Annotated in this window: 19 protein-coding genes and 2 pseudogenes; 7 read left to right on the forward strand and 14 right to left on the reverse strand. The window is 72.3% G+C overall.

Annotated features, from left to right (window positions below; genetic code table 11):
• Positions 1-121 precede the first annotated feature (121 nt).
• From MXD59_RS08475 to MXD59_RS08485, 3 genes and pseudogenes are all read left to right on the forward strand, one after another.
• Positions 122-3,613, forward strand: coding sequence for a UvrD-helicase domain-containing protein (locus MXD59_RS08475; RefSeq protein WP_248824197.1), 3,492 nt, complete (start codon positions 122-124; stop codon positions 3,611-3,613).
• A gap of 37 nt (positions 3,614-3,650) precedes the next feature.
• Positions 3,651-4,565 carry a GntR family transcriptional regulator gene (locus MXD59_RS08480; RefSeq protein WP_248824198.1) on the forward strand — a complete coding sequence of 305 codons (915 nt, stop codon included), beginning with the start codon at positions 3,651-3,653 and terminating at the stop codon, positions 4,563-4,565.
• Positions 4,566-4,753: 188 nt separating this feature from the next.
• A pseudogene (locus MXD59_RS08485) lies at positions 4,754-5,914 on the forward strand (MFS transporter); the annotation flags it as partial.
• Here the strand turns inward: MXD59_RS08485 and MXD59_RS08490 are convergent.
• Positions 5,902-6,390, reverse strand: coding sequence for an ArsR/SmtB family transcription factor (locus MXD59_RS08490; protein WP_308301678.1), 489 nt, complete (start codon positions 6,388-6,390; stop codon positions 5,902-5,904). The pseudogene MXD59_RS08485 and the gene MXD59_RS08490 sit on opposite strands and share 13 nt — an antisense overlap.
• Positions 6,391-6,487: 97 nt before the next feature.
• On the opposite strand from MXD59_RS08490, the pseudogene MXD59_RS08495 reads away from it, so the two are divergent.
• Positions 6,488-6,850: pseudogene (locus MXD59_RS08495) on the forward strand (ArsI/CadI family heavy metal resistance metalloenzyme); the annotation flags it as partial.
• Between the two features lie 210 nt (positions 6,851-7,060).
• Here the strand turns inward: MXD59_RS08495 and MXD59_RS08500 are convergent.
• Together MXD59_RS08500 and MXD59_RS08505 are read right to left on the reverse strand one after the other, a co-directional pair.
• On the reverse strand, positions 7,061-7,624 hold the full coding sequence (locus MXD59_RS08500) for a dihydrofolate reductase family protein (protein WP_248824199.1): 564 nt from the start codon (positions 7,622-7,624) through the stop codon (positions 7,061-7,063).
• Between the two features lie 184 nt (positions 7,625-7,808).
• The gene (locus MXD59_RS08505) at positions 7,809-8,546 is read right to left on the reverse strand and encodes a class I SAM-dependent methyltransferase (protein ID WP_248824271.1); all 738 of its coding nucleotides are present in this window, start codon (positions 8,544-8,546) and stop codon (positions 7,809-7,811) included.
• Positions 8,547-9,109: 563 nt separating this feature from the next.
• Between MXD59_RS08505 and MXD59_RS08510 the strand changes: the two genes are divergently transcribed.
• Positions 9,110-10,594: an aminotransferase class I/II-fold pyridoxal phosphate-dependent enzyme gene (locus MXD59_RS08510; protein WP_248824200.1), complete on the forward strand. Its 1,485-nt coding sequence runs from the start codon at positions 9,110-9,112 to the stop codon at positions 10,592-10,594.
• An 18-nt stretch (positions 10,595-10,612) separates the two neighbouring features.
• Here the strand turns inward: MXD59_RS08510 and aat are convergent, their stop codons facing one another.
• The 3 genes from aat to MXD59_RS08525 all read right to left on the reverse strand — a co-directional run bounded on the left by aat (position 10,613) and on the right by MXD59_RS08525 (position 15,494).
• Positions 10,613-11,632 carry a leucyl/phenylalanyl-tRNA--protein transferase gene (gene aat / locus MXD59_RS08515; protein ID WP_248824201.1) on the reverse strand — a complete coding sequence of 340 codons (1,020 nt, stop codon included), beginning with the start codon at positions 11,630-11,632 and terminating at the stop codon, positions 10,613-10,615.
• Between the two features lie 79 nt (positions 11,633-11,711).
• The gene (locus MXD59_RS08520) at positions 11,712-14,081 is read right to left on the reverse strand and encodes a putative bifunctional diguanylate cyclase/phosphodiesterase (RefSeq protein WP_248824272.1); all 2,370 of its coding nucleotides are present in this window, start codon (positions 14,079-14,081) and stop codon (positions 11,712-11,714) included.
• Between the two features lie 1,173 nt (positions 14,082-15,254).
• Positions 15,255-15,494 carry a hypothetical protein gene (locus MXD59_RS08525; RefSeq protein WP_248824202.1) on the reverse strand — a complete coding sequence of 80 codons (240 nt, stop codon included), beginning with the start codon at positions 15,492-15,494 and terminating at the stop codon, positions 15,255-15,257.
• A 4-nt stretch (positions 15,495-15,498) separates the two neighbouring features.
• Between MXD59_RS08525 and MXD59_RS08530 the strand changes: the two genes are divergently transcribed.
• Entirely contained in the window at positions 15,499-16,974 is a 1,476-nt protein-coding gene (locus MXD59_RS08530) for an NsdA family TPR-like regulatory protein (protein ID WP_504858345.1), read from the forward strand.
• Positions 16,975-17,093: 119 nt separating this feature from the next.
• Positions 17,094-17,684: a hypothetical protein gene (locus tag MXD59_RS08535; RefSeq protein ID WP_248824204.1), complete on the forward strand. Its 591-nt coding sequence runs from the start codon at positions 17,094-17,096 to the stop codon at positions 17,682-17,684.
• Between the two features lie 40 nt (positions 17,685-17,724).
• Here MXD59_RS08535 and MXD59_RS08540 read toward each other — a convergent pair whose 3' ends face one another.
• The 8 genes from MXD59_RS08540 to MXD59_RS08575 all read right to left on the reverse strand — a co-directional run bounded on the left by MXD59_RS08540 (position 17,725) and on the right by MXD59_RS08575 (position 26,061).
• Positions 17,725-18,921 carry an MSMEG_0565 family glycosyltransferase gene (locus MXD59_RS08540; RefSeq protein ID WP_248824205.1) on the reverse strand — a complete coding sequence of 399 codons (1,197 nt, stop codon included), beginning with the start codon at positions 18,919-18,921 and terminating at the stop codon, positions 17,725-17,727.
• The gene (locus tag MXD59_RS08545) at positions 18,918-19,835 is read right to left on the reverse strand and encodes a carbon-nitrogen hydrolase family protein (RefSeq protein WP_248824206.1); all 918 of its coding nucleotides are present in this window, start codon (positions 19,833-19,835) and stop codon (positions 18,918-18,920) included. The genes MXD59_RS08540 and MXD59_RS08545 overlap by 4 nt, the downstream gene beginning before the upstream one ends.
• On the reverse strand, positions 19,832-21,220 hold the full coding sequence (locus MXD59_RS08550; RefSeq protein ID WP_248824207.1) for an MSMEG_0569 family flavin-dependent oxidoreductase: 1,389 nt from the start codon (positions 21,218-21,220) through the stop codon (positions 19,832-19,834). The genes MXD59_RS08545 and MXD59_RS08550 overlap by 4 nt, the downstream gene beginning before the upstream one ends.
• The gene (locus tag MXD59_RS08555; protein WP_248824208.1) at positions 21,217-22,092 is read right to left on the reverse strand and encodes a carbon-nitrogen hydrolase family protein; all 876 of its coding nucleotides are present in this window, start codon (positions 22,090-22,092) and stop codon (positions 21,217-21,219) included. The genes MXD59_RS08550 and MXD59_RS08555 overlap by 4 nt, the downstream gene beginning before the upstream one ends.
• Positions 22,089-23,492 carry an MSMEG_0567/sll0787 family protein gene (locus MXD59_RS08560; RefSeq protein ID WP_248824209.1) on the reverse strand — a complete coding sequence of 468 codons (1,404 nt, stop codon included), beginning with the start codon at positions 23,490-23,492 and terminating at the stop codon, positions 22,089-22,091. The genes MXD59_RS08555 and MXD59_RS08560 overlap by 4 nt, the downstream gene beginning before the upstream one ends.
• Positions 23,492-24,550 carry an MSMEG_0568 family radical SAM protein gene (locus MXD59_RS08565; RefSeq protein ID WP_248824210.1) on the reverse strand — a complete coding sequence of 353 codons (1,059 nt, stop codon included), beginning with the start codon at positions 24,548-24,550 and terminating at the stop codon, positions 23,492-23,494. Before MXD59_RS08565 ends, MXD59_RS08560 begins: the two co-directional genes overlap by 1 nt.
• Before the next feature lie 3 nt (positions 24,551-24,553).
• A complete protein-coding gene (locus tag MXD59_RS08570) occupies positions 24,554-25,075 on the reverse strand; it encodes an MSMEG_0572/Sll0783 family nitrogen starvation response protein (protein WP_248824211.1) in 522 nt (173 codons plus the stop codon).
• Between the two features lie 152 nt (positions 25,076-25,227).
• A complete protein-coding gene (locus MXD59_RS08575; RefSeq protein WP_248824212.1) occupies positions 25,228-26,061 on the reverse strand; it encodes an amidohydrolase family protein in 834 nt (277 codons plus the stop codon).
• Positions 26,062-26,165: the final 104 nt, after the last annotated feature.

The following is a 26,165-nucleotide window of genomic DNA, read 5'->3' on the forward strand; positions in this document are numbered from 1 at the left end:
GGCGTCCCATGGTCTGGAAGTGGTCCTTTGTGTTCCTGCCGTTGGCCACGTGGAGGTCGTGGTGTCCGCGGCGGCGTGCCGACGCGGAGTGGGGACGGTGGATGCGACAACATACACATCTGTGATGTCACGGTTCTATGCGGATTTGCACATCCACTCCCGGTACTCGCGGGCGTGTAGCCGTGACTGCGACCTGGAGCATCTGGCCTGGTGGGCGGCCCGCAAGGGGATCGCGGTGGTCGGGACGGGGGACTTCACCCATCCGGCGTGGTCGCAGGAGCTCGCGGACAGGCTGGTGCCGGCCGAACCGGGGCTGTTCCGGCTGCGGCCCGACCTCGAGGCAGAGGTGCTGCGCACACTGCCGGCATCGTGCCGCACAGCCACCCGCTTCATGATCTCGAGCGAGATCTCCACCATCTACAAGCGCGGCGAACGTACCCGCAAGGTCCACCATCTGCTGTACGCGCCGACCCGCGAGCAGGCCGCCGCCATCACCGCCACCCTCGCCCGGATCGGCAACCTGGCCGCGGACGGACGTCCCATCCTCGGCCTTGACTCCCGCGACCTGCTGGAGATCACCCTGGCCGGCGGGCCGGGTTGCTACCTCGTCCCCGCGCACGTCTGGACGCCCTGGTTCGCGGTGCTGGGCTCGAAATCGGGTTTCGACGCGGTCGAGGACTGTTACGTCGACCTGGCCGACGAGATCTTCGCCCTGGAGACGGGCCTGTCCGCCGACCCGGAGATGTTCTGGCGGATCTCCGGCCTCGACCGTTACCGCCTGGTCAGCAACTCGGACGCGCACTCCCCGCCGATGCTCGGCCGGGAGGCGACCGCGTTCACGTGCGAGCTGGACTACTTCGCGATCGAGGCGGCGCTGCGCGGCGGGGACGGTTTCGCCGGCACGGTCGAGTTCTTCCCCGAGGAGGGCAAGTACCACCTGGACGGCCACCGTAAGTGCGGGGTGGTGCTGACCCCCGAGCAGACCCGTGAGGTCGGCGGACGTTGCCCGACCTGCGGCGGGCTGCTCACCGTCGGCGTGCTCAACCGGGTCGAGGCGCTCGCCGACCGCCCGGACGGGACGGTCCCGGCGACGGCCGGCACGGTCAGTTCGCTGGTGCCGCTGCCGGAGATCGTCGGGGAGATCCTCGGCGTCGGTCCGAAGAGCAAGGCGGTCGCCACCCAGGTCACCTCCCTGGTGTCGCGGCTCGGCCCCGAGCTCGGCATCCTCGGTGACGTCCCGACCGACCGGATCGCCGAGGTCGGCTCCGCGGAGCTGGTCGAGGCCATCACCAGGCTGCGCCGCGGCGAGGTCATCCGTCAGGCCGGCTACGACGGCGAGTACGGCGTCATCCGCCTGTTCACCCCCGACGAGCTGTCCGCCGCCCCCGACACCCTCTTCGACCTCACCCCACCCCCCACCGCCACATCCGCCGCCCCCGCCACCCTCTCGACCTCGGGTGGTGGGCGGCACCCGCGCAACAGCGCACTCGCCGCCGGGACACCGCGGACATCCGCCGCGGACCCGCCCAGCCCATCCCTGGACGAGGCGCTCGCCGCCACTGCCGCCACCGCCACTGCCGCCACCGCCACTGCTGCCACTGCCACTGCCACTGTCGCCGTCGCTGCCGCCCCGTCCGTCCTGGATGGGCTTGACCCGGATCAGCGGCAGGCGGCGGCGCACGCGGACGGGCCGCTGCTGGTCCTGGCCGGACCCGGTACCGGCAAGACGCGCACGCTGGTGCACGCGATCGCCCACCGGGTCGCCGAGCTCGGCGTGCCGGCCGACCAGTGCCTGGCCGTGACGTTCACCCGCCGGGCCGCGGGCGAACTCGCCGAACGGCTCGAGGCGCTGCTCGGTGAGCGGGCCGTAGGCATCCTCGCGACGACGTTCCACGGGCTTGGCCTCACGATCGTCCGGGAGCAGCACGCGCGGCTGGCCCGCGGCGCGCACGTCCAGGTCGCCGACGACGCGGTGCGCGCCGAACTGCTCGACGCCGCCCTGCACGGCGAGGGCGACGCCCGCCAGCAGCGGCGGATCGCCGCCGGGATCGCCGACCTCAAACGGCAGCGGGCCCTCGGCGCGGCGCGGCGCGACCACGAGCTACTCGGTGTCCTGGCCCGCTACGACGCGGCGCTACGTGACCGGGACATGGTCGATCTCGACGATCTGATCGTGCTGCCGCTGACGCTGCTGCGGGACGCACCCGATCTCGTCGAGCGTTACCGGGCACGGTTTCGTCACGTCTGGGTCGACGAGTACCAGGACACCGACGAGCTCCAGTACCGGCTGCTGTCGCTGCTGTGCCCGCCGACGGCGAACCTCGCCGTCATCGGCGACCCCGACCAGGCCATCTACAGTTTTCGCGGCGCCGACGTCGGTTTCTTCCTGCGTTTCGAGCAGGACTACCCGGGCGCCCGCACCGCCGCCCTCACCCGCGGCTACCGCTCCACCCCGACGATCGTGCGCGCCGCCCTCGACGCGATCGCCCCCGCGAGCCTCGTCCCCGGCCGCACCCTCACCGCCGTGCGCGGCCACGCCGGGGACGGCCCGGTGCTGCTGCGCCGCCACCGCGGCGAGACCGAGGAGGCGATCGCCGTCGTCGACAGCATCGACGCGGCCCTCGGCGGCACCTCGTTCCACGCCCTGGACGTCGGCGTGGACGGCTCGGTCGACGCCGGCCTGTCCTTCGCCGACATCGCCGTGCTCTACCGCACCACCCGCCAGGCCGAACCCATCATGGAGGCCCTGGCCACACGCGGTTTCCCGTTCCAGCGCCGCTCCCACCTGCCCCTGGCCGACGCCCCCGCCGTCGCCTTCCTGCTCGCCCTGCTGCGTGCCCCCACAGCAGGTCCGGTCGGCCCCCGGCCCGTGTCGTCGCTGGTCCGGGACGCGGCTGGCCGGGCCGGCGCGCTCGCGGACGCGATCGGCACCGAACTCGGCGCGTCCAGCCTGCTCACCGAGCCCGGCGCTTTCCCGGATGGTGGCCTGATACCGGCTGGTCGAGTGCCCTCCGAGGCGGAGCTGCGCCTCGCGGTCGAGCTGCTGATGCCGGCCGCGGCCAGCGCCGGCACCGATCTGAACACCTTCCTCACCACCGTCACGATGGCCAGCGAGGTGGACGGCTACGACCCCCGCGCCGACCGCGTCTCACTGCTCACCCTGCATGCCAGCAAGGGCCTCGAGTTCGGCCTGGTCTTCCTGATCGGCTGCGAGGACGGCCTGCTCCCCCTGCGTTTCGGCGCGGCTCGGCCCAAGGCCGGCGCGGATGACGGCGCGGCTGCCAACCCGACTACGGCTGCGAACCCGGATGTGGCTGCGAACCCGGATGTGGCTGCGAACCCGGATGTGGCAGTGGCGGCCGAGGCGGCGCGGGCGGCCGAGGCGGAGGAACGGCGGCTGTTCTTCGTCGGTATCACCCGGGCCCGGGACCGCCTGATCCTCTCCAGCGCGGCGCGGCGCCCCGGCCGTGGCGCCGACGCCGAGATCCGCCCGTCCCCGTTCCTCGCCGACATCGACGCGAGCCTGCTGTCCACGGAGCCGACACCGCAGACGGACGCCCCACGCCGCCGTAACCGTCGCGAGTCCGTCGGCCAGCAGCTGCGACTCGTCTGACCAGCCTCGCCGAGGCCGGGTCGTACAGTGCTCGGCCGTGAGCCGTTATCGACAGATCGCCGATGATCTGGCGCGTCGGGTGCGCGCGGGTGACCTGGCGGCGGGCACGGAACTGCCCGGGGTGCGCGAGCACGCACGGGCGGTGGGTACCACGTCGTCGACGGTCGTGCGGGCATACCGCTTCCTGGCCGATGGCGGGGTCATCACCGTGTCGGACCGGCGCCGGGCCCGGATCGCCGAACAGGGCATGATCGCCGCGACGCGGCTCCTCGAACCGGAACGGGTGTTTCGGCTGGCGGGCAGTGATGATCCGGCCCTGGGCATTCTGCTGGAGCATCTTGGTGTGCTGGTGGAGACGGTGGGAGCCCGCGGCAGTTTCGCCGGGCTACGGGCCGTGGAGCGGGGTGAGGCCGACGGCGCGGTGATTCACCTGCGGCATCGCGATGGCGTGTACAACGAGTCGTTCGTGCGGGCGGTGCTGCATCAGGACGAGCCGTATCTGCTGCATCTGTGGCGGCGTGAGCAGGGGCTGATCGTCCCGGCCGGAAATCCGCGGGGGCTGACGCGAGCCGCCCAGCTCGAAGGGCTGCGGGTGGCGCGGCGCGAGACGGGAGCGGGAACGCAGGTGGTGCTCGACCAGATGCTGCTGGCCGACGCCATCGCGCCGGAAACGGTGGCCGGACCGGAACTGCCCTCGCATATGGAGGTCGCCTTCGCGGTCGCCCTGGGAATCGCCGATGCCGCGCTGGGCCTGCGGGCCGGGCTCACGGATCTGGGCCTGGAGTTCGTGCCACTGCTGTGGGAACCGTACGAGATCGCGCTCGGCCGTCATGCGCTGGGCGCGGCCCGGCCGCTGCTTTCCGCCCTGCGCGATCCGGCCCTGCGCAATGCGCTCGCCGACCTGGGTGGTTATGACCTTTCCCACAGCGCCACGATCCGCTCGGTGGGGTGAAGCGGTCGTTCCCACGAATACCGCTGCGGTTGTTGCTTCGGTCAGTGGTAGTACAGACCGCATCGAAGATCATTATAGTCGGCCTGGTCGAACGGAAACAGTCTTCCTTTCGTGGAACGCGCTGACGTCTCCTTGCGGATGTGTCGGACATCCACGTATCCCCGCCACCGCCACCGCCACCGGCCGTCATGGCGCAGGCCGCGGCTGGCCGTCGACCCTGGCTGACCCCCGGGGTCGGCGGCATCGGCGCGGCGAGTTTCCTGGCCGACGTGGGGCATGAGGTGCCGACCGCGCTGATGGCCGGTTTTGTCACCACGACCCTGGGCGCACCCGCCGCCGCGCTCGGGGCGATCGAGGGCATCTCGGACGGGCTGGCCGGCGCCGGCCGTTTCGTCGGCGGCGCCCTGGCCGACGAGCCGGCCCGGCGCCGCGCCGTGGCGGTCGGCGGCTATGCCACTACCGCCGTGCTGTCCGGGCTGATCGGAGTGACCACGTCCACGGTGCAGGCCGGGGTACTGCGCGGCGCCGCGTGGGCCGCCCGTGGGCTGCGGGTTCCGGCACGCAACGCGCTGCTCGCCGATCTGGTGCCCGCCGCCGCCTACGGCCGGGCTTATGGGTTCGAGCGGACCATGGACAATCTCGGGGCTATTGTCGGGCCGCTGCTGGCACTTGTCCTGGTGACGTTCGTCAGCCTGCGTACCGCGATGCTGCTGTCGATCGTGCCGGGTCTGCTGGCCGCGTTCGCGATCGTCTACGCGATTCGGCGGGCGCGGCTTCCCCGTACCCGTGCGGCCAGCCGGCCGCGATTCGTCGTCCGACCGATCCTGCGGGGGCCGCTCGGGCGGGTCATGGCCGGATTCACCGCCTTCGAGCTCGGCAATGTGGCCGCCACGCTGTTGGTTCTTCGGGCCACCGATCTGCTCGCCCCCGGCCATGGCACGCACACGGCCACCCAGCTCGCGATCGGCCTTTACATCGCCTACAACATCGCCGCCACGGTGGTGTCCTTTCCCGCCGGTGGTTTCGCCGACCGGTGGGGTCGGCGCGGGCCGGTGCTGGTCACCGCCGCCGGTGTGGCGGCGTTCCTGGGTTCCTATCTGGTGTTCGCGGTGTCCGGGTCCGCGATCTGGCTTTTGGGAGTCGCGTTCGTTCTGGCCGGGGTGGGAATCGGCTGCGCGGAGACCGCGGAACACGCGGCGGTCGCCGCCTTCGCGCCGGAGCGGATTCGTGGATCGGCGTTCGGTCTGCTGGCCACCGTGCAGGCGGTCGGGAACATCGCCGCCAGCGTGGTCGCCGGGCTGCTGTACACGGTGGTCTCACCCCGGCTGGCGTTCGGCTACCTCGCCGCCTGGATGCTGCTCGCCCTCGTGCTCCTGCTCTGGTCGGCGCGCGACCCCTCGTCCCGGGCGGGTGGCGCGAAGATCGCCCCCAGGGCGGCAAGGGCACCGGGGACGGCCCGGTAGTAGGCCCAGACCCCGCGTTTGTCCCGGGTGAGCAGGCCGGCGTCCACCAGGACCTTCAGGTGATGACTGATGGTCGGCTGGGTCAGCCCGAGCGGTTCGGTAAGCTCGCAGACGCACGCCTCGCCACCCTCACGGGCGTAGATCATCGACAGCAGGCGCAGCCGGGTGGGTACCGCGATGGCCCTGAGCACCGCGGCGAGCGTGTCCGCCTCGGCGCTCGACAGCGGGGCGCCGGTCAGCGGCGTGCAGCACGCCGAGACCACCCCGGCCGCACCTGGTGGCGCGTCCAGGTCGGCCTCGCCGCTCTGGACGGTCTGAACGGCGCGGGCCGGGAGCACAGCCGGCAGGGAGGTCGTGGCCACCGCTCCAGCATGCCCCAGGCATTGACAGCCGTCTATCTCTGCCCTCATCCTCATCCCGGCAGGTATAGATGGTTGTCTATGTATAGGGGTGATCATGATGGCCCGGGTGCAGTTGGCGCTCAACGTCTCGGATGTGGACGCGGCGGTGGAGTTCTGCGGGAAGCTGTTCGGGGCGCGGCCGGTGAAGCGCAGGCCGGGGTACGCGAACTTCGCGATCGACCGGCCGCCGCTGAAGCTGGTCCTGATCGAGAACCCGGCGGCACGCGGTGCCGGGGTGGCCGGGGCGCTCAACCATCTTGGCGTCGAGGTCGCGACATCCGAAGAGGTCTCGGCGGCGACCGCACGCCTGGCCGGCGCCGGGCTCGCCACGGCCACCGAGCAGAACACCGCCTGCTGCTACGCGCTGCAGGACAAGGTGTGGGTCGACGATCCCGACGGTGCCCCGTGGGAGATCTACACGGTGCTCGCCGACATCGCCGAGAGCGCCGATCCCGCCAGCAGCGCGGGTAGCCAGCTTCGGCAGGTCGAGTCGGACGCGAACCGGCCGGGGTCGGCGTGTGACCTCCCGCGCAGGACCGGTGCCGCGGCGCCGGCCGCCGGCCGCTGGGCGTGGGCCACGGCCAGCCGGCGTTGCCAGGCGTACTCGCGGATGTGGACCCGGCGGGCCGGGTCAGTGGATGACGTCGAAGACCTGCTTCTGGATGCCGTTGGGGTAGGCCTCGGACTCGATCAGCTTCAGGCCGGTCCTGTCCTTGTCGGCCGCGCTGAACAGGCGCTTGCCGGCGCCGAGCAGCACCGGGAAGACGAGCAGGTGGTAGCGGTCGACGAGGCCGGCGTCGGCGAGGCTCGCACCCAGGGTCGCGCTGCCGTGGACGGCGATCGGGCCGCCCTCGGTCTCCTTGAGGGCTGCCACCTCCTCCACCGAGCGCAGGATCGTGGCCGGCCAGCGCGAGTCGTCGCCTTCGAGGGTGGTGGAGACGACGTAACGGGGCATCGCGTTGTAGCCGGCGAACTCCGTCATCGTCGGCCAGACCGGCGCGAAGGCCTCGTAGCTGGTGCGGCCGAGCAGCAGCGCGGTGGTCTCCTCCTGCTCGCGGCCCTTGAGCTCGTAGGCGGCGGGGTCGAACTCGATGTCCTTGAACGTCCAGCCGGTGTTGCGGTAGTCGGCCTCGCCGCCGGGCGCCTCCATGACGCCATCCAGTGAGACGAAGGCGGTGACGATCAGAGTGCGCATCGGGGTTCTCCTCCTGGCCTGCGGAAACTGCCTGTTGGGGCTACACCGACATCCTGCCCGGCCCCACCGACAAAAAATTCGGCCTGCGCGCCGCAGGGAACGACCGGGCGTGGTTGGAGCCGTGGCGGTGTGACCAGCAGCAGCGATGCAGGTCGGAGGCGGGTCAGGGAGCGGCGGCCGAAGGTCAGAGCTTGCGCAGGACCATGGCGAGGTTCCAGGTGATGATCTCGCGGGCACCGGGGACCCTGAGGATGTGCTTGGCCCAGTCGGGGAGGTAGCGGGGCATCGCGTCGAGAACCTCGACGTCGCCGCGGCGCCGGGCCCAGGACAGGGTGTCGGCGACGGAGACGGGGAACAGGGTGCGGCCGTAGATGTTCTTCGGCGCGTGGCCCTTGCGGCGCTCGAACCGGGCGGCGGCGCGGTCACCACCGAGGTAGTGCCAGGGGGCCGTCTCGTGGCCGCCCCAGGGGGAGAGCCAGTTGGTGTAGCTCAGGAAGATCAGCCCGCCGGGGCGGGTGACGCGGACCAGCTCCGAACACATCCGCCACGGGTCGGGCACGTGCTCGAGCACGTTGGACGTGTAGGTCAGGTCGATGCTGCCCGTCTGGAACGGCAGGTCCAGCGCGCTGCCACGGACCCGCCCGGGCACCTCGATGCTGGCGGCCTCCATCTCGGAGACGTCCGGCTCGACCCAGACGTAGCGGGCGCCGGCGTCCAGGAAGGCGGAACGGAAGTAGCCGGGGCCGCCGCCGACGTCCAGGATCAGCTGGCCGGTCAGCGAGGTGTAGCGCTGGAGCTGACGGACGGAGTCCGCGGCGATCAACGAGTAGAAGCCGGCGGGGTCGACGGGCTCCTTGCGGTGCGCGAGGAACAGCGTCTTCGACCGGGTCAGACCCCAACCCGAATACGGCAGGGTCCGCACCAGCGGTGCCTCGTCGGCCTCCGCCTCCACGACCGCCGTGCTGGCCGGTGCTGCCGGCCTGGCGGGGGCCGCTGGGCCGGCCGGGACATCGGTGCTGACCGAGGCGGACCCGTTCGTCGGTTCCGCCCCGATTGCCGAGGGTTCGGTCGCGCTCGTCGGGGATGCCGCCGTGTCAGACATGGCCGGCACGATAACACCGCGCCGGAGGGGCGCCGCGAGCTGGCGCCCGGGGTGCCCGTTTGGGTGCGTTCCGCAACCATCCGGGAGGAGGGGCGGGAGCGGGCATCGGCGAACGAGGGTCCCATGATGGCCGTAACTATGCCGCAATAGGCCGTTCGCCCTACTTTCGGGCAATCTTGCGAAAAATCAGCCCAGTACCGATTAACGTGAATCAGCGGTCGTTTTCGGGTGCTGTCTCGCCTTTTGTTGTCCCTGACCCCTGCCGGTGACTCCTCCCGGCGACTTCAAGGATCGGTGCTGACCTTGCTGTATGTCAAATTTCGGTTTAAAAGTGAGTATCAGCGACTTTCGACCTTTTTTCCGGTGCTGGGACGTGTCGCGGCATGACCCAGATCTCCGTCCCCACCAACGTCCCGGTGCAGGCAGAGGCGGCAGAACCAGCCGAGGTGGCAGAACCGATCGGCGCGACAGAACCTGGTGTCGCGGTCGAAGTGGTGCACGCGGTCGAAGCCCCGCGTCCGGGGTACCTGGACGGGTTTTCCGACGCGTGGCGGGCCGTGCTGAACCAGCCGATCGGGCTACGCGCGGAGCTGGACCGGATGCGTGCGACCGCGCCGTTCTACGACGCGACCGTGAACGAGATCGCCGGGCGTCGAGTGCGTATCCGCGATCACTGGCTGACCGATTTCGCGTCCTGCAACTATCTCGGCCTTGACCTGGACCGGGAGGTCATCGCCGCGGTCGGGCCCTACCTGGACCGGTGGGGAACACATCCGAGCTGGTCGCGGATGATCGCCAGCCCCGAGCCGTACGCCGACATCGAGATGACGCTGGCCGCGCTGCTCGGTACGCAGGACGCGCTGCTGCTGCCGACCATCACCCATATCCAGCTGTCGGTGTTGCCGGCGCTGGTCGCCCGCGGGTCGCTGTTCGTCGAGGTGCACGCGCATCAGACGGCGCACGACGGCGCGGTGATGACCGCCGCTCGCGGCGGCACGGTCGCCCGGTTCCGCGAGGACCGGCTCGACCGGCTCGAACGAAGACTTCGCCGGGCGCCGTTTCCCCGGCTGATCTGCGTGGACGGCATCCACAGCATGACCGGCAACGCCCCGCCGCTGGCCGACCTGATCGCCCTCGCCGGCCGGCACGACGCACTGGTCTACATCGACGACGCGCACGGTTTCGGTGTCGTCGGTGAACGGGCAGCGAACGAGACGAGCCCCTACGGCTCCCGCGGAAACGGCATTGTTCGTCATCTGGGCCAGGCGTACGACAATGTGATCCTGGTCGGGGGATTCTCGAAGGCTTATTCCTCGCTGCTGGCGTTCGTCGCCTGCCCGACGCCGGTGAAGGACTACCTCAAGTCCGCGGCTGGTTCCTACATCTTCTCCGGGCCGTCGCCGGTGGCGTCGCTGGCCACGGGGCTGGTCGGCCTGCAGATCAACGAACGGCGCGGGGACGAGCTTCGCGCCCGCCTGTACACGCTGACCCGCCGCCTGCTCGACGGAATTCACGGGCTCGGGCTCGCCACCCTCAACACCAGCGGCTTTCCGATCATCGAGATTCCCCTGCGCGATCCGGACCATGCCGCCGAGCTCGGTGACTTCCTGTACGCGCGGGGAGTGCTCGCCGGGGTGGTGCCGTTCCCGATCGTGCCGCGGGAGAAGGTGGGTATGCGGGTTCAGGTCACCGCGGCGAACACCGAGGCCGAGATCGACGACCTGCTCGCCGTTCTCGCCGACGCCCACGCCCGCTACCCTCTGGCCCTCGCCGATACCGAGGCGGCGGCGGGCGACGGTGCTGCCCGGAACGTCGGTGCTGTCCAGAACGTCGGTGCTGTCCAGAACGTCGGTGCCGAAGGCGCCTGAGTCGGGTCGTCCGGACGGTCAGCTGGTGGTGGGGGGAGCGAGCCGGCTGACCGGGAGGCGGTCCCGGGTGAGGCGGACGTCATCGTCGCGCACCTTGGCGAGCACGGCGAGATAGTCGCGGCGGGGGACGTCCCGGGCGCCGAGGGAGATCAGATGCTCGGTGGTGAGCTGCACGTCGAGCAGCACACCACCACCGGCGCGGAACCGGGCGTCGAAATCGGCAAGGGCGATCTTGGACGCGTCGGTGCGGGCGTGGAACATCGACTCTCCGGCGAACACACCGCCGATCCCCACCCCGTACATGCCGCCGACGAGCTCGTCGCCGTCCCACACCTCGATGCTGTGCGCCCAGCCCAGAGCGTGCAGCTCGGCGTACCCGTCGAGCAGCTCGTCGGTGATCCATCCCGACGTGCCGTCGCGCTGACAGCCGCGCACGACATCGACGAACGCCTCGTCGATGGACGTCGTCCACCCGCAGCCACGTAGCCGCTTGCGCAGCGACCGGCTCACCCGCACGCCGCCGGCGGGGATCACCGCCCGCGGGTCCGGGCTCCACCAGGGCAGGTCGTACCCGCCGGGCCGTTGCGGTGACAGATGCCGAATCCGCCGGGCCGCGACGGCCGCCCGCAGCATCCGGTAGTACTCGGCCAGCCCCCACTCCGCCGGCTCCGCCGAATCGGTCGACCCGCGCTGCCCGTCGGTGCCGCCGGGTCGCCCGTCTGTGCTGGCGGGATGGTCGGTGGCGCCGTAGCCGTAGACGCTCACGATGCCGTCCACCGCCTCGACCGGGGCCAGGTCGCCGGACTCGTCGATGGTGGCACCGGAGCTGGCCACCGCCGCGGCGGCGGGAACATCGGTGGCGTCGTCGGCGGGCTCGTCGCTGGGCCAGGGGAAGGCGCCGACGCGGTAGGCACCGACGAGGGTCGCCGGGTCCATGGTGCCGCCGACGGCCACCGGGGCCCGGCGTGGGCTGCGATGCAGGGAGACCCCGTCCCAGACGGAGGGCCCGACCGGACGTGGCGCCGCGGTCAGTGCCACCGAACGTCCCTGTCACCGAACGTCCCTGCCACCGAACGTCCCTGCCGCCGAACGTCCCCTGTCACGGGCGCGTCGCACCTCACTGTGTGACTCCCACCGATGCCTGGTCGGCGACCGTCGGGTGGTCCGCGGCAGCCGTCCGGGCCGTAGCTGTTGTCTGGTCCGGGCCCATCGTCTCCCGGCATCGGCGCAGATGTTCGGTAATCGTCTCGGCGGGACCGGGCTCACCAAAGAAATAGCCCTGGGCGAGATCGCATCCGACGTCGCCGAGCATCCGGACGGCCGCTGCCGTCTCCACCCCCTCGACGACGATGCGCAGCCCCAGCGCATGGGCGAGCCGGACCGTCGAGCGCACGATCTCCTCGGCCCGGATGTCATCGACCGTCCGGCGAAGAAACGACTTGTCGAGCTTGAGGACGTCCACGGGTAGTTCGAGCAGCCGGGCGAGTGAGGAATAGCCGACGCCGTAGTCGTCCACGGCGATGCCGATGCCGTGCTGACGCAGGGCCGCGAGCATGCGGGCGGAGCAGTCCTGGTCGCGCATGAGCGCGGTCTCGGTGATTTCCAGCTCGAGTGCGGTGGGCGGCAGACCGAACCGGGTGAGCAGTCCGCGGACCCGGGTCGGGAATTCGGGGTCGAGCAGATCGGGGGCGGTGATGTTCACGGCGACGGTGATGTCCAGGCCCGCCACCCGCCACCGTCGGGCCTGGTCAAGCGCGATGCCCAGCACCTCACCGGTGAGCATCTGAATGAAGCCGGCCTGTTCGGCCAGGGGGATGAACAGCTCCGGTCCGAGCAGACCGCGGGTCGGATGTCGCCAGCGGACGAGGGCTTCCACCGACTCCGTCCGTCCACTGGCCAGGGCGACCTTGACCTGGTAGAAGACCTCGAGCTGACCGGTGCCGAGTGCGGCGCGCAGCTGTTCGACCAGGTCGAGGCGCTCCCGGCTGCCGGCGTCCAGGCCCGGGTGGAAGGTCGCGAAGCCGCTGCGGTCGGCCTTCGCCGCGTACATCGCGACATCCGCCCGGCGCAGCAGGACCTGGGTACCGCCCGGCCCGGCGGTGACAGCCGGAGCTGCGGCAGTGGCGACGGCGGCGGCAGTCGTGGTGGCGGTGGGGGGCGGGAGAAGGTCGGCGGTCACGTCGTCGGGGTGGATGGCCGCGCCGATGCTCGCGGTGACGTGCAGGGTTGTTCCCCCGACGTCGAACGGTTCGGCGAGGATCGCGAGGATCCGGTCGGCGACGCGGCGGGCGACGTCCGCGTCGGCGTTGTCCAACAGCACGGCGAACTCGTCCCCGCCCAGGCGGGCGAGCAGGTCACCGGGGCGCAGCGCCGCGCAGATCCGCGAACCGACCTGGATGAGCAGCGCGTCCCCGGTGTGATGCCCGAGCGAGTCGTTGATCGTCTTGAAGCGGTCCAGGTCGAGCAGGAGCAGGACGGCGCGGCCGGCGGTGCCGTCGTGTTCGAGGCGGGCGAGCCGTTCGAGGAAGGCCCGGCGGTTGGCCAGACCGGTCAGGTCATCGGTGCGGGCCAGGACGCTGCTCTCGGCGAGGTGCTGGACCTCGACGAAGGTGCACGCGGCGCGGGCGAGCGCCGCCAGCACGGTCGCGGCCGCCAGCGCCACGGTCACCGGCGGCAGGTCCACGGTGGCACCGACCACGAGCAGGCCGAGCGCGAGCACCGCGAGGACCAGCGGCACGGTGATGACACCCCAGCCGGACATCCGCGCCGAGGGCTGCCAGCGCGGTCGCACCCAGGCCGCCAGTGCCGGGGTGAGCGTCGAGAACAGCCACAGGGTCGAGAGCACCCCCACCGGCGGCTCCCAGCCCGCCTCGACGATCATCAGCAGCAGCGAGTCGGCACCCGCGAACCCCACCAGACTGGCGCCGAGCAGCCACCACACCCGGCCTGGGCGCCAGCCGAGCAGACCGAACACGGTGACCACCAGCAGGATCAGCAACAGGTCGGCCACCGGATAGACCACATTGATCGTCAGCGACCACACGTCCAACTCGGCGCTGGAGCGCGCCATCAGCACGGCGAGGCCGCTGGTCAGCGCGGCTATGCCCAGCACCCCGGCGACCGCGTCCAGCCAGACGCTGCGATGCAGCCGGACCAGCCGGCGGCGCAGCAGCAGGATCACCGCCGCGTAGCAGGCCGGGTAGAACAGCAGCCAGCCGATGTCCGCCGGGGATGGCCCGAGCGTCGCCGACTGACCACCGGCGGTGGCGTTGTGGTAGATGATGCCGCCGCTGTAGCTGACCAGGCCGGCGCCGAGCAGCGCCCAGGGCAGCCGTTCCCCACGCACCAGGGCGGCCCGCGCCAGACAGATCCCGCCGGAGCCGAGCGCCACACAGAACCGCAGGGAGCGCGCCTGCGCCCCGAGCCCCGACGGTCCCACCTCGAAGGACGCGACCGCCAGCGGGACGGCCACGAACACCAGCAGCATCTGCGCCACTCGGATCAGGCGGAACCGCCATGGTGGAGCCGGCAGGATGGTCAACGGGTCATCCCTCGTCGCCCTTGCCGACGACGGTGGCGAGAGCGACTTTCGATGGTGCCATATCTGGATTGTCGTACAACGACGATTCGCGGCATAACCGGTGGAAGTCCGTCGCGGAGCGGCTGTGGTGATGTTGGGTCTGTCGAAACTCTCTGTATGCGGACTGCTCTCACCGGGCGATCTGGCATCCGCGGGGACGCCCACGCGCCGCCACCGGATCCGGCCCGCTGCCGCCGGCGGCCGTCGGTGGCCCGCCGATCAGCGCCGGATCGCGCATACCGCGCATATCGCTCGGATCGGTCGTGAGCAGGACAGTGGGCCGGTCGGCCGGCGGGGCATCCAGCCACCGGACAGGAAGCGGACATCGACGCGCGAGGGGCGCACAATCTCGTGGTTCACCCGGTCGGCGGCATCGTTCTGACTATCCTGATCTCATTAGAAGGGGGGACGCGAACGGGGGCTTGTAATGTCTGTAGACAAACATCCTGGATGGGTTCCGAACACTCTTCGGCGTTTTCGTGAGGCGCATGGCCTCACACAGGACGGCTTGGCCGAACGAGTGCGTGGACTGCCCGAGAAGGATGGAACACGACCGCCCGCGGCGACCGCGGAAATGATCCGACGTCATGAACTGGGTAAGGTGTTCCCCGGCGTCGCCTACCGGCGGGCGTACTGTCGCCTGTTCGGTGTCACCGAGCCGGATCTGGGCTTTCGTCCGCCGCTTTCCGGCGAGTCGGTCGATGGTCGCCGCCCCTACGGCGAATGGCCGCTGGACGCGTCGCTCGCCGCCACCGGCCCGGCGGTCGTGGCCGTCCCGTCTGACCTGCTGTCCCGCATGCTGCCCGGCACCTCCGCGCCGCCGCCCGGACGCGTCCATCCGGACGATCGGGCCGTGGGTGGCTCCGGGCCGGCCACGGCCCCCGGCTCAGGTCCTGGTCTTGAAACCGGTGGCGACGCTGGTTCCGAGGGTGTGTCCGGAGCCGCGTCGGTGGGCTCCGCGCGGGCCGCGCCGTTGCGGGCTCATCCCGGGCCATGGCCCGGGAGCGGGCCACCACGGCGAGGCGCACCGGCCCCTGGCGCCGCCGCCTGGACCCGGCGCAGCAGCGAGCTGCTCGCGGCCTACCTGTCGGCCTCGGTGAACGTCCAGCTGCGCTCGCCCGCCGCCACAGCAGCGTCCGGGTCGATGCCATCGTCCGCGGTGATGTCGCCGCCTGGACCAATGTCGCCGCCTGGACCGATGTCGCCGGCAGGACCGATGTCGCCGGCAGGACCGATGCCGCCGGCAGGACCGATGCCGCCGGCAGGACCGATGTCGCCGCCTGGGTCGATGCCGCCCGCCGGGTCGATGGCGCCGTCCACGCAGATGTCGCCGCCTGGATCGGGCGTACGGCCGGGGGCGGGGGCAGTGCCCGGGGCGGCGCGCTCCGACCGGGAGTCCCGGTCGGTCGGGGCTGGTGGGGCGGGGACGCCCGGGGCCGCGGCGGGAGCGCCACGATCGTCGCGTCCCGTGGCCGGCGGACCGGCGGACGACGCGCAGGGGAGAGCCGACGGCGATGGCTCCGGCTGGGACATTCTGCGGCTCGCCCACGAATGGCTGCTCACCGAGCCGCCGCAGATCATGGAACTCGCCGCCGGACGGCACATCGGCGCGGCGCTGGCCGAACGGGTCGAAGGGCGGGTCGCCCAGTTTCGCCGGCTCGACGACCACATCGGCGGGCATGACCTGATCGGCCTGGCCGAACGGGAGATGGTCGTCACCGTCACGATGCTGCGCGAGGCGTCCTACGACGCCGCCGTGGGTCGCCGGCTGTTGGCCTCCGTCGCCCAGCTCTGTCAGCTCGTCGGATGGATCGCCGCCGACGCCGGCCGTCAGCACAGCGCCCGCCGCATCCTGTCCGGCGGAATCCGGGCGGCCCATGCCAGCGGAGACGTCGCGCTGGCGGCCAATCTGATCTCCACCCAGTCCTACCAGCTGGTCAACCAGGGGGATGTCCGGCGCGGTGTGCTGCTGGCCCAGACGGCCTGCGCCGGTGTCGACCGTGCCACCCCGGCGGCCGCGCAGGCCCTGCTGGCGGACCGGCTCGCCTGGGCCTACGCCCGAGCCGGTGACCGGCCCGCCTGCGAGCGGACCCTGGCCCAGGTCGAACGCCTCTACGACCAGGCCGACCGCGAGCCCCGCCCCGACTGGGCCTACTGGCTGGACGAACGTGAGATCGACGTGATGGCCGGCCGCTGCTGGACCCAGCTGTGCCGTCCGGAGCGCGCCGAGGCCCGGCTGCGGGCGGGCCTGGCCGGCTACGATCCGCTGCGCGCCCGGGAGGTCGCCCTCTACGAGTCGTGGCTCGCCGAGGTCAACCTGTTGCGCGGCGACGTCGAGCAGGCCTGCGAACGGGCCATCCGGATCGCCCGCCTCGACAGCCGGGTCAACTCGGCGCGCACGTCCGAACGCCTGCGGATGCTCGCCGGACGCCTCGTCGGCTACCGCTCCGTCCCCGCCGTCCGCGACTTCCTGGAGGTCTACCAGGCGCTGCGCGGCGTCGCGCCCGAACCCCCGCCATCCACCGCCGTCCCGTCTCCTGGCAGTGGGGCCCCGCCCTCCGACGCCGGGCCCCCACCACCTGCCGGTGGGGCCCGGCCTCCCGCCAGCCGGGCCCGGCCGTCCGCTGCTGGGGCGCGGTCTCCTGCTGGTGGGGCTGCGTCCTCCGGTGGTGCTCGGCCGGCCGCTGGCGGCCCGTCGTCCGGCGGAGGGCCGTCTTCTGGTGGGGGCCCGCCGCCCCCCGCGGCGCGGCCCGGGCCGCCGGCTCCGCGGGTGTCGTCCGAAAGGTGCGCCAGCAACTGAACCGGGGGCGTCGCCGAGCCGTGAGGACAGGTACGGCGGTCCTGACCGGGGCGCCCCGCAGATGACACGGTGATTGACCGCACGCTCACGGTAGCGTCCATGGCACCCGGATCGGAGGCATGGTGGGACCGACGGAAGTCAGCGGGCTACCCGCACACGTTCTGCTGGTGCACGTGGTCGTCATCCTGGTGCCGCTCGCGGCCCTGCTGGTGGTCCTGGCCGCCGTCTGGCCGGCGGCCCGCCGTCGGCTTGGGCTGGTCACGCCGCTGGTCGCGCTGGTGGCGCTGGTGAGCGTGCCCCTGACGACGCACGCCGGCGAATGGCTCGAGGCACGCGTGTCCTCGGACGAACTGGTGCGCCGGCACACCGAACTCGGCGACGAGCTGCTTCCCTGGGTGATCGCCCTGTTCGTGCTGGCCCTGGTCGGCTGGCTGTGGGCGGCCTACTCCGGCGGCACCTGGCCCCTGCGTGGCCGGACGGGCGCTGGCGTCCATGCGACGACGGAGGCCCCTGCGTCCGGTGGAGCCGGGGGGTCCGGGCCAGGGCGGGCAGCGGCGCTTGGGGGGACGACGGGGCTCGCGGTCATGGTCGTGCTCGCCGTGCTCAGCATCGTGGTCTCGGTGGGATCGGTCGTGCAGGTCTACCGCATCGGCGACAGCGGCGCGAAGGCCGTCTGGGACGGCGGCTTCAGCGAGTCCCCGCGCTCCTGAGTCCCCGCGTTCCCGCGTCGCCTCTCGTGGATCTTCGACATCAGGCGGTGGTGGAGGTCCTGGTCAGACGGTGGTAGAGGTCGAGGTGGGCGCGGCCGGCGGCGGCCCAGGTGTAGCGGGTGGCGAGGGCGCGGCCGGCGATGGTGAGTGCGGGGTCGCGGTGGGTGGCGGCGGTGAGCAGCGCGGCGGCGACATCGGTGGGGGTGGCGGCGTAGCGGACGGTGGGGCCCAGGACCTCACGCAGTACGGGCAGGTCGCGGACCACCACCGGCACCCCGGCGGCCAGCGCCTCCAGGGCCGCGAGGCCGAAGCCCTCCTTCGTCGAGGGGAAGGCGAACACGGTGGCCTGGGCGACCAGGGACGGGAGCGAACCGTGCTCGACCGGGCCGAGAATCCGCGGGGTGACGCCGAGCCGGTCGGCGCTGGCGAGCACCTCGTCCCGGTAACCGCGGTAGTCGAACAGGGTGTCGCCGCCGGCGATGACGAGGGAGAGGTCCGGGCGGGCGGCGCGGACCGTCGCCATCGCCTCGACCAGGTCGGCGGTGCCCTTGCGGGGCTCGATGCCGCCCACGGCGAGAACGTACGGGCCGCCGAGCGTGTCCGCCCAGGACGAGCGGGCCGCCCGGTCGTCGGCCGCGGCGGTGAACCGGGCGGCGTCCACCCCGTTGGGGATCACTGTCGGATGGATGCCCCATCCGCGCGTCACCTCGGCGGCCACGGCGGCTGAGACACACACGTGCGCCGAGGGGGCGACGACCGCACGTTCGTGGCAGGCGGCCAGCTGCGGGGTGCTGAACGTGTCGAGATGGTGGATGGTGCGCACGCAGCTGGCGAGATGCCCCGAACCGCCTGAACCACCCGAACCGGTGGCGCGGAGCCTGGCGTTGGCGTTGAGGACGGCGTTGGCGCTGATGCAGTCCTGGGCGTGCACCACGTCGTACCCGCGGTCGTGGTCCTGGGTGGCGTGTGGGGTGAAGGCGTCGGCGAGCACGGCGATGGAGCGGACGATGCGGGCGCCGACCGGTTCGTCCGGGAGGTCGGGGAAGGGGACGGCCCGCACGACGACCCGCGGGTCGAGGGGGCGGAAGAAGCCGCCGTCCCCGCCGCGGGCCAGTGTCCACACGTCGACGCTGGCCCCGAGGGCGACGAGGGCCTCGGCCAACGCCAGGGTGTGCACCACGCCGCCGCGTGGACGGGTCGAGTAGGTCAGCAGCGCGATGCGCAGCGGGCCCGTCATCCGGGCGTACCCTCGCTGGCTCGCCGATCCGATCGGCCGTCCGAGCGCCCGCCGGGTGCCCGTGCCGCTGTCGGCGGGCGGCTGTCCGTGGGGGTGTACAGGTCGGGACGGCGTTCGGCGAGGTGGTGCAGGACGAGCCGGGCCCGCTCGATCTCGGCGTCGACGTCCAGTTCGGCGACGGCGAGGCCGCCCTTGGCCCAGGTGCGGGCGAGGATGTCCCCGCCGGGGCCGACCACCTTGGCCTGGCCGAAGAAGTTCAGGCCGCCCATCGTGCCGGTCTGGTTCGACGACAGCCAGACGATCTGGTTCTCGGCGGCGCGAGCGCAGTCGTACAGGTCGAACAGGCGGGCCTGCCGGTCCTGGGTGAGCCGTTCGGCGCGTCGGGTCAGGCTCGCGGGCCAGGCGGACAGGCAGGCGACGATGCGGGCGTCGTCCAACGCCAGGGTGCGGGCGGCCTCGGGGAACGTCTTGTCGTAGTCGACGAGCATCCCGACCCGGCCGAGCGGGGTGTCGAAGGCGGCGATCCGCTCGCCGGCGGCGTACACCAGCGCCTCACCCGGCGGCTGGTGGACCTTGCGGTAGTGGCCGAGCACCCCGTCCCCGTGGACGCACACCGCAGAGTTCCAGCGGCGTCCGTCGGCGAGCTCGGTGAACCCCAGGCAGACCAGCAGGTCACCGGCCAGCGCCGCGACCCGACGCAGGTGCGGGCCGGTGACGTCCACCGCGGGCGGCAGGGCGTGCGGATCGGGGGAGCGCAGATCGGCGAGGTAACCGCCGAGGGCACCGCCGGGCAGGACGACCATCGACGCCCCGGCTCGGCGCGCCGCGTCGATGATCGAACTGATCCGTTCCAGTGATCGGTCGAGGTCCCGGCCGAAATGGGCGCCCGCCGCGGCGAGACGCAGCACTGTCACCGGCAGATCACCCCGCCTGTCTGCTCCGCTCCGCCGGTCTGCTCCCGCCCGCCCGGCTGCTCGGCGAGGGTCGGCGGCTGGGTTCGCGTCCGGGAGCGGTGCTGGTCGGCGATGCGTTCGGTGATGTGTTCGGCGAGGTAGGCCGCGTCCGGGGCGAGGCCGGCGAAACGGCCCGAACCCCAGGTGTGCAGCCAGGGCAGGCCGAGGAAGTACAGGCCGGGCACGGCGGTGACGCCGCGTAGGTGCTGGGGGTGGCCGGCTCCGTCGAAGACACCGGCGTGCAGCCAGCGGTGGTCCCGGGTGAAACCGGTGGCCCACACGACGGCGGCGATGTCGTCGACGGCGAGGTCCGGTCCGGTGGACGACGGCGGATGCCACACCGGGACGTAGCGGCTGGGGCCGATCTCCACCGCCGGACCGTGGGTGGCGATGTGCGTGTCGATCAGGCCGTTGATGCCGTTGTAGACCTCGTCGGCGGTGTCCAGGTTGGCACCGAGATCGCCGGCGAAGTGGAACTGGCCGTCGACGAGGTCGAGGAGCCGGCCGTGCAGGATCATGCCGTCGCGGGCGAAGGCCCGCAGATCGATGTCGCGGCCGCCGTCGCGTCCGGTGACGTAGTGGTTGGTGCGGTCCTGGGTGCGTTCCGCCAGCGGCCGGTCGGTGACGGGCCTGGCGTAGTGGCCGGTGTCGTGCATCCAGGCGATGACGTCGCGGCCGCGGTAGGTGCGGGCGAAGCGCGGCGCGTTGCCGACGGCCAGATGCACCTCGCGGCCGGCCAGGTGCAGATCCTCGGCGATCTGCGCCCCGGACTGGCCGGTGCCGACGACCAGCACCGGCCCGGCGGGCAGCGCGTCCGGGTTGGTGTAGGCGGAGGAGTGCACCCCGACGAGCCCGGCCGGGAGCCGTTCGGCCAGCCGGGGGATCGCCGGCACGTGGTAACCCCCGGTGGCCACGACCGCCTGATCGACCACGATCTCGTGCTCGTCCCCGCCGCTGGAGGTGGCGGCGGTCGTGGTGCGCAGGACGAAGCCGCCGGCGGGATCCTCGGCGCCGGGGCCGTCGCCGCGGGGGCGCAGCGAGGTGACGGCGGTGTGCTCGCGCAGGGGCGGGGCGAAGCTCGCGCGGTAGCCGTCCAGCCAGTCGAGGATCTGGGCGCGGACCATGAAGCCGTCCGGGTCGGGGCCGGTGTAGGTGTAGCCGGGGAGCTGGCACTGCCAGTTCGGGGTGACCAGGCAGAAACTGTCCCAGCGGGCGTCGCGCCAGGTGTGCATGGCGGTGTCACGTTCGAGGACGGCGTGTTCGACGCCGGCGGCGACCAGATGCCAGCTCAGGGCGAGGCCGGCCTGGCCGCCACCGATGATGGCGACCGGAAGGTGTTCACTCACGGCTCGATCCGTCCCATGGCGCCGGCCGGGTAGGCGTCGGGGCGCCGGTCACGTAGGTGGAACATGCTGGCCCGGGCGGCCGAGAGCATGTCGTCGAGGTCGACGGTGGCGTAGGCGACGCCGGGCGCGGTTCCGGTGGTGGCCAGGATGTCGCCGCCGGCGTCCACGACCTTGGCGCTGGCGACGAAGCGCAGCGAACCGAACGTGCCCGCCTGGTTGGACGACACCCACAGCACCTGGTTCTCCAGCGCCCGGGCCCGGTCGAACAGGTCGAAGCGGCGGGTCCACCGGTCCTGGGTGAGGTCCGGGGCGGCGAACGTGCGGGCGGCGGGCCACGCCGACAGGCACGCGACGATCTGGGCCCCGTCGACGGCCAGGGCTCGGGCCGCCTCCGGGAACGCCTTGTCGTAGCAGATCAGCATGCCGAGGCGTCCCACCGGTGTGTCGAACGCGGCGAAGCTGTCCCCGGCCCGGTAGGACGCGCCCTCCCCGAGCGGCTGGTGCACCTTGCGGTGGACGCCGAGCACCCCGCCACCGTGGAGGGCCACCGCGGTGTTGTACCGGGCCGCCCCGTCGGACTCGCACAACCCGACGGCGACGACCAGGTCCCCGGCGAGCGCGGCCAGCCGGCGCAGTTCCGGCCCGTCGATGTCCAGGGCGGGCGGCAGCACCGACGCCTCGTCGACGAGGTCGTCCGATGCGGCGGGAGCGGGGGAGTCGAGGGCGGTCAGGTAGCCGCCGAGGGCGGCCTCGGGCAGGACGACCAGGCTCGCGCCGCGGTCCCGCGCGGCCTCGAGCAGGGTTTCGATGCGGGCGAACGCCGCGGACAGGTCCCGTCCGAACTCGGCGGCCACCGCGGCGACCGTGATCATGAGATTCCTCCAGCGGGGCCGAGCCCGGTGACGGCACCGGGCACGCCCGTGGTGATGTCGCCGTCGGGCCAGCGCAGCGCCACCCCGGTCCCGGCGACCAGGGCGCCGCAGACGGCGCTGGTCGCGGGGCCCGCGTCGGCGACGCCACGGCCTGGCTCGTCGGCGGTGAGCATGGCGAAACCGGGAAAACACGACAGCCAGTCGGCCAGGCGCACACCGGTGGGCCTGGGCACGGCGGCCACGTCCAGCACGGCGGCGCAGCCGCTGGCCTCGGCGAGCATGCCGAGGGTGCCGACGGTGCCGGCCATGCTGACGTCCTTCGCCGCGGCGGGGGCGGTGCGGGCGACGACGCTGGTCATCGCGGCGAGTTCGAGGGCGCCGCGGAGGGTGCTCGAATCCCACTGGCGGCCGGTGTGCCCGCGCCGCCAGCCCCCACCGAGATCGGCGGTCAGGGTCACGGCGTGTCCCGGGCGTCCACCGCCGGCCGGCACCGGACGGGACGCCCGTCCCAGCGCCGTCACCGACAGCGCCGCCGGGACGCCGAGCTGGGTGTGCCCACCGAGGACGGGCAGCCGGTAGGCGGCGGAGGCCGCCCGCAGCCCGGACAGCACCCGGGCGGCGAAGGAGGCGTCCCGGGCGCCGAGCGCGTCGAGCAGCCCCACGGGTTCGGCGCCCATCGCCGCGAGGTCGCCGGCGTTGACCAGCACCCCGCACCAGCCGGCCCACTCCGGGTCCCGTTCGACCAGCGACGGCACGATCGCGTCGCAGGCGGCGATCAGATCGCTGCCGGGTACGGGCGCGCCGTCATCGCCGACGAACCCGTACCCGCCGGGGCGCAGTTGGGCGAGCAGCCCGCCCAACGGGGCCTTCACCGCCGCGGCCTGCCGGGCGAACCGGTTCACCGGCCAGCGCATCAGCATGTGCGGCCGGCCGGCCACCAGGTGCGGTCGCACCGCCTGCCAGCCGAGCCGGGCGAACATCCTCGCCGGCGCGGGCTGCACCGTCGCCTCGAAACGCAGCACCCCGGCCTGTTCGGCGTGGGCGCAGGCCGCCCGCACCAGCGCCGCCCCCACCCCGGCGGCCCGCCGTCGCGCCGCCCGTTCGACGACCAGTCGGCTGCCGCGCCACCACCCGAGCTCCGCGCTGGTGACGCAGTGCAACCGGACGCCGCCGAGCAGGAAGCCGTCCGGATCATGGGCGAGCAGGACGACGGTGCGCGGATCATCGTCGGCGTCGTCGTGGTCGTTGCCGGTGAACAGGCCCTGCTCGGTGACGAACACGTCGTGGCGCAGCCGCCGGTAGGCCGACAGCGCCCGCGGGTCGTCGGCCACGTCGATCGTCCACGCCCGACGCAGCGTGTCCGGCGCCGGGACGCCGAGCAGAACATCACCCAGGGACATCACGCACCTGCCGAGCGCAGGGCGCTGCACGCCCCGCAGGCCGCGCAGCCCGCCCGCTGGTCGGCGCCGGTCATGTCGGCCGCCCGCAGCAGGGCGGCGACCCGGCTGGTCACGTCCGCGACGACGGCGGCCGGGGGAGTGACCGCCCCGTCCACGTCGACGGCGAGTGTGCCGGCGATCGGCCGCAGCGGCACGACGAACGGGTAGACGCCGAGTTCGACGAGTTCGGCCGCACCGGCGACCAGTTCGTCCGGGTCCTCGCCGAGACCGACGATCAGATAGGTGGAGACCTGGTTGCGGCCGAACACCCGCACGGCCTCCCGCCAGGCCGCCCGGTACTCGCTCAGCGGCACCGACCCCTTGCCCGGCATCCACCGCCGCCGGACCTGCTCGTCCAGGGACTCGACGTGGATGCCGATGCTCACGGCGCCGGCGTCGCGCAGGTCACCGAGGACGGCCAGCTCCTCCGGCGGTTCGCACTGCACCTGGATGGCCAGGTCCGGCACCGCCTCGACCACCGCCCGCACGCAGCGGGCCAGGTGGCGGGCGCCGCGGTCACGCCCGGCGGACGTCCCGGTGGTCAGCACCAGCTGGCGGACGCCGTCCAGGCGCACCGCCGCCTCGGCGACCTCGGCGAGCTGCGCCGGGGTCTTCACCGCGGTGGTCGCCCCCGAGCGCAGCGACTCCTCGATCGCGCAGAACCGGCATCGTTGCTCCGGCGCGTAGCGGACACAGGTCTGCACGACCGTGGTGGCCAGCACGTCCGCGCCGTGCAGCCGGGCGATCTGGTGGTAGGGGATGCCGTCGGCGGTGCGCAGGTCGTAGAACGCCGGCCGGCGCACCGGTTCGACGTCGAGCCCGAGATCGGCCCCGTCCAGCAGTAGCCGGCCCTCGCTCACCCGGTAACGGCTGGTCGCCACGATCGGTAGTGCCGTGCCGACCCCGTCCAGCAGGACATGGCCGTCGTCGGAGGGACCGGCACCGCCGCGGCGCCGCACGGGTGCGTCCAGCGCCACCCCGCGGACCGCGAGCTCACTTCTCAGCGCGGTGCTCGTCATCGATCACACCATGTAGGTGGAGTTGATGATGGCACCCTTGCGGGCGTAGTGGATGACCGCGTCCTGGACGTCGAGCGGATGCGCGGGAATGACCCCGGCGATGAGGTCCTCCTCGCGGGCACCGTGCAGCGCCAGGCCGAAACGGCAGCAGTAGACCGTGCCGCCCTCCTTGATGAACGTCTCCAGCGCCAGGTTGATGTTCGTCTCGCCGGGGAAGGCCGCGTCGCCGGTGGTCGGGAAACCACGGTTCGCGACGCAGTTGATCGCTCCGGGCCCGTAGAAGTAGATCGCCGACTCGAATCCCTTGCGCAGCGCGCGGGTGGCCTGGAGAACGGCGACGAAGCTCACCGACGACTCGTGCGCTATACCGTGGACGAGCGTGAAGTACGATTCGCCGTTCTCGGCCTGATAATCGGGGAAAATCTTGGTCGAGCCGTAGATGTTGCTGCCCTTGGGCAGCGACGGGTGCGGGATCTCGGCCAGGCTGCGGGCGATGTTCTCGGCAATCGTGTCGTCCAGGGACATCCTTGCTGCTCCTCGCTGGTGGGACGGCGGATTGTTCGGCGCCGGACGTGCGCGCGGATGACGGTGTCGGGGTCCTTGTCCGGCATGCTCCGGGTACGGCGGAACATGCTGCTGCGTGCGGGTCCGGTCGGCTGGGTGTTGGTGGCTGGGGATCAGTCGTAGAGAGCGGCGAAGTTCTCGGTGAAGACGTGCCGGGCCAGTTCGCCGTCGCCGACGGCGGCCGTCATCCGGGCATGTTCACCGGCCTGGTCGCCCCACGGTTCGTCGGAGGCGAACAACAACCGGTCGTGCCCGAGCCCGCGGCTGTCTATCTCCGCGGCCAGCCAGCGCGGCGCGAATCCGATCGCCCAGCTCAGATCCGTGTAGACCCGTTTCCCGGCCGCGATCCAGTCGAAGAACCGGCCGCCGGCGAGCTTGATGTGACCGCTCATCCCACCACCGAAATGCACCAGATGGATCTTCGCCTCGTCGCCGTATCGTTCGACGAGCTGGCCGACCCGGTCGATGTCACTGGCCGCGCCGGGCGAGGTGTGCACGTGCACGGTCAGGTCGTGGGTGACCGCGGTGGCGAAGATCTGGTCGAGCTGGGCGAGGCAGCCGGCATCCTCGACGCTGCCGCCGAGCAGGAAGGTGGTCTTCAACGCGCGCACACCGTGTTCCCCGGCCAGCGCGAGGGCACGGGCGGTGAGTGCGGCGTCCCGGGGCAGGGGCGAGACGTAGAGGCCGGCCCGGACGCGGTCGTCGCGCGCGGCGGCTTCCAGCACCAGGTCGTTGAGCGCGAAGGTGTGGCTGACGTCGGGCACGCCGTAGTTCGGGATGACCAGGGCGCGGGCGGTGCCCTCCCGGTCGAGATCGGCGATGAGTTCGTCGATCGTCGCCCGGGCGCCGATGTCGGGGTGCACGGCCGGACCCCCGTAGAACGGGTAGGCCGGAAGCACACCGAGGTGCCGGTGCGCATCGGCCAGACCAGTGGAGGACATGTTCATCAGTACACGGTTGCAGCATGTCGGATCCATGAACGTCGGAACATGTTCGCGTATCGCGAGGATCGGCCCTCCTGGGCGGTGCGGCACTGTCTCGGACGACTTCT

The organism is Frankia umida (assembly GCF_023242945.1).
GTDB lineage: Bacteria > Actinomycetota > Actinomycetes > Frankiales > Frankiaceae > Frankia > Frankia umida.